The sequence below is a fragment of the Paenibacillus camelliae genome, from assembly GCF_023715345.1.
GTDB classification, from domain to species: domain Bacteria; phylum Bacillota; class Bacilli; order Paenibacillales; family Paenibacillaceae; genus Pristimantibacillus; species Pristimantibacillus camelliae.
The window spans coordinates 1-249 of the sequence record NZ_JAMBNY010000101.1 but is presented as its reverse complement, the minus strand read 5'-3'; the positions used below and the strand labels follow the sequence as shown (position 1 = coordinate 249).

The 249-nt window shown below is 49.4% G+C and carries 1 rRNA gene; it reads right to left on the bottom strand.

Features of this window, described 5'->3' with window-relative positions:
* A 23S ribosomal RNA gene (locus M3180_RS22590) occupies positions 1 to 249 on the bottom strand; the annotation flags it as partial.

Here is a 249-nt window from a genome sequence, read left to right as displayed (position 1 = left end):
AGGCTCCCACCTATCCTGTACAGATCGTACCAAAGTCCAATATCAAGCTACAGTAAAGCTCCATGGGGTCTTTCCGTCTTGTCGCGGGTAACCTGCATCTTCACAGGTATTAAAATTTCACCGGATCTCTCGTTGAGACAGCGCCCAATTCGTTACGCCATTCGTGCGGGTCAGAATTTACCTGACAAGGAATTTCGCTACCTTAGGACCGTTATAGTTACGGCCGCCGTTTACTGGGGCTTCGGTTCA